The organism is Fructobacillus pseudoficulneus (assembly GCF_900108455.1).
GTDB classification, from domain to species: Bacteria; Bacillota; Bacilli; order Lactobacillales; family Lactobacillaceae; genus Fructobacillus; species Fructobacillus pseudoficulneus.
The window spans coordinates 1-3474 of sequence record NZ_FNWS01000012.1; the positions used below are offsets into that span (position 1 = coordinate 1).

Annotated in this window: 2 protein-coding genes; one reads left to right on the forward strand and one right to left on the reverse strand. The window is 40.4% G+C overall.

Annotation, left to right across the window (positions count from 1 at the left end):
* Positions 1-452: 452 nt before the first annotated feature.
* Positions 453-2399: a S9 family peptidase gene (locus tag BLW39_RS06865; RefSeq protein ID WP_059379229.1), complete on the forward strand. Its 1947-nt coding sequence runs from the start codon at positions 453-455 to the stop codon at positions 2397-2399.
* Between the two features lie 80 nt (positions 2400-2479).
* Here BLW39_RS06865 and BLW39_RS06870 read toward each other — a convergent pair whose 3' ends face one another.
* Positions 2480-3322: a MetQ/NlpA family ABC transporter substrate-binding protein gene (locus tag BLW39_RS06870; protein WP_059379227.1), complete on the reverse strand. Its 843-nt coding sequence runs from the start codon at positions 3320-3322 to the stop codon at positions 2480-2482.
* Between the last annotated feature and the right edge of the window lie 152 nt (positions 3323-3474).

Genomic DNA, 3474 nt, shown 5'->3' on the forward strand with positions numbered 1-3474 from the left:
GATTAATGCCAGGCCAATGAAAACGCTCAACTGGCAATCACCACGAAAAGTCTTTCAGAAACATGCGGTGTTCGGATGATTCTTGCAATCTGCCAACGGCTATCTACTTTACATAATATATATTATCGAAAGTAAAGTATGTTTGGACATTGATTCACCCCAAAATTCACAGATTAAGGTATTTTTGCATTATAAGTTTCTTTTGCCCTATTTTAAGATAATGAACGTGATTTTATCTGAATTACGATTGGCTAAACCTTTTGAGCACTTTACTAACAATCAGTGATTCGAGTACAGCAATGTCTCATACCAAAATCCTGAATTGTCTCAGTTTTTGATCAAAAATTATTTTTTTGAATTCTAAATTCTATCATTATTTCTAATAAAATACTCATAATACTCCTTTTATTTGCTATAATATGCCTAACTAGAATGAAAATAAGGAGAGTTTTATGGACGGAGTAGCAATAACGGACTTATATGACATTAAGAGCCTCAGTCAACTATGGGTCACCGGGACCCTGACCTTTTTTGTCGAAAACGGTTTAAACCAAGAAGTAAACGATTATACTGCCAATATTTACAGCATTGATCAGCATCACCACGTCAAACAGTACACGAATGAAGGTCTTAATTTGCAGCCGTTGGTTGTCGCTGACTACCTTTACTTTCGTAAGCAAGACGAAAATCAGCGCTTTCAATTAATGAAAATGCCCATCAATGGCGGTGTTGCGGAACAATTAACCACTGGTAATAGCATTGCTCAGGTTAAACTAACACCGGGTAAGCAAGCCTTATTTTTTAAGACTGTTGAGACACCAGTCAAAAATGATGATGATTTGACAACTCGGCACGTTCATAAGGTACAAAATCGTGCAGATGGCGTCGGTTGGATTCCAACTGATAATCATTACGGCCTTGTTCGCTTTGACCTGCAATCACAAACAGAAACAACTATCTGGACTGGTACGGAAGATTTTAGCCTGGAAGATATTAGTCCAGATCAAAACCAGATCTTGTTTTTAGCGGCTGAACACCCCGATTGGACCAGTAAATTTGACGAATCATTAGCCGTTTATCTTTATGATATTCAAAAAGAAGAAAAATTGTGGCTAACAAAGTCATTTCCTGATGGGGTCTTTTCTGGCGCTCATTTTTCACCCGATGGTCAGCAAGTAGCGGTCATTGGAAGTGATTATAGCCATTACTCTGCCACCGTTAACCAGCTTTACCTTTATGATTTAACCAATATGCAGGGACGAAATATTACAGGTAATGACGACCTCAATGTCGGTTATGAACACAGCATTGGCAGCGATATGATTCAAAATCGCAGTGGCATTAGTGGCGCTTGGTTATCTAATAGTCAATGTTTGTTCCAAGCCTATGATCATGGGCATAGCCAATTACACATTTGGGATGGTGAAAAAACAACTTTGGTAACGGATGAGCTACGAGACATTGTCGATTTTACCGTCAACGATAACCAAGAAGTTGTTATGGTCACCTCTTCTACCGAACTGCCTGCTGAACTAAAGACTTTGAACCTGGCAAGTGGTCAGGAGACAAGTCTCTACAATCCGAACCAAGTCTATGAGCAAAGTCATACCTATGCTCAAGTTAGTTCTTTCTATTACTCTTCAACTGATGAAAAGGTCCAACTTCAGGGTTGGTTCACGAAGGCTCAAGGGACAAATGACAAAGCACCATTAATTTTGTATATTCATGGTGGTCCGCATGCGGCTTATGGTGATACCTTCTTTCACGAATTTCAGGCGCTGGCAGCCAAAGGCTTTCACGTTGTTTACTTTAATCCACGTGGCTCCACAAGCTATGGTGAAGCATTTGCTACTGATGTAATGGGTCATTATGGTGAAAATGATTATGATGATATCATGGCCGGCTTAGACTATGCCCTTGATCATTTTGATGGTATCGATAGAGATAAGATTTTTATTGCTGGTGGTTCATATGGTGGCTTCCTGTCAGCTTGGACAATTAGCCATACTGACCGTTTCCAGGCCGCGATTGTGCAACGGCCAGCTATTGATTGGATTGGTCTCTACACTAACAGTGATATCGGTGTGCCTTTTGTTGAACAAGAAATGGGCATGGACCTTTATCGCGATGAAGGCGCTGCCCAATACTATTGGGAAAAATCACCGTTATCACACGCTAACAAAGTGAAAACACCTGTAAGAATCCAGCACGGCGAACTAGACCGTCGTTGCCCTGTTAGTCAAAGTGAAGCGCTATTCTTAGCCATCAAAAGTACTGGAACCGATAGTGATTATATTCGCTATCCAAAGTCTTACCATGGCCTTTCCAGAAATGGTATTCCATCACTGCGTGTACAAAGAATCGAAGACATCGTTGAGTGGTTTAACCGCTACGCTTAGTCTTTATGATTCTAATTTATGAATTTATGTATAAGAAAAAGACATTCAGAAAATGAATGTCCTTTTTATTTGAAAGTGAATTACTTAACTGTGGGTGCACCCTTCCAAACAGCAACTTCACCAGTGCCACTCTTGTAATCGATGAAATCTGCAACGTTCTTTGACTGGTAGGCCTTTACTAGCTTCTTAATTGCTGAACTATTCTTCTTGTTCTTCGTTGTGGCAATAATGTTCACAGCGCCATGTTGGCTCTTATCAAGTGGACGTACATAGATGGCTGAATTGATTGAACGGCCAGCACCAACAATAAAGCTTGGATCAACAGAAGCCAAATCAACTTCAGGCAAGACACGGACCAGCTGGTCAGTACCAACTTCCTTAAATTGCAAGTTCTTCTTGTTTTCCGTAATGTCCTTCAAAGTTGGATCAGAAACCTTGTCAGACACCTTAATCAAACCAGCTGCCTGTAGCAATAGCAATGTTCGGCCTTGTGTAATCTTCGCATTTGAAATGGCAACCGTTCCATTTTGTGGAATGTCTTTAATGCTCTTGTGCTTATCAGAATACAAACGACCAGCAACCATGATAGTTTCACCAACAGGAACAATATCTGTCTTATGTGCCTTGTTCCAATCGTTCAAAAAGATATAGTGCTGGAAGGCGTTGGCGTCAATGTCTCCTGAGGACAGCGCCGCGTTTGGCTGGTTATAGTCGGTAAAGGTCTTAATTTTAAGGTCCAGACCTTCCTTCTTGGCATTTTCTTTAATCAACTTCCATTGCTCATCTGTTTTCTTGTCACCAGCCATAATACCGACAGTCAACGTTTCCGTTTTGCTCTGAGCGCTATGCTGAAAAAAGCTAAAATAACCAACGACAATCAAAGCAATCGCTGCAATAATACCTGTTACTACTTTTTTGTTCATTCTTCTCTTCCCTTTTCCCCTATTTGTTGCAATTAAAATCGGACAATTTTTTGATAAACGGCAGATTGCAAGAATCATCCGAACACCGCATGTTTCTGAAAGACTTTTCGTGGTGATTGCCAGTTGAGCGTTTTCATTGGCCTGGCATTAAT

Bases quoted from the DNA above. Each gene is read 5' to 3' on its own strand.
- BLW39_RS06865 (WP_059379229.1), top strand. From the start codon at position 453: ATGGACGGAGTAGCAATAACGGACTTATATGACATTAAGAGCCTCAGT.
- BLW39_RS06870 (WP_059379227.1), bottom strand. From the start codon at position 3,322: ATGAACAAAAAAGTAGTAACAGGTATTATTGCAGCGATTGCTTTGATT.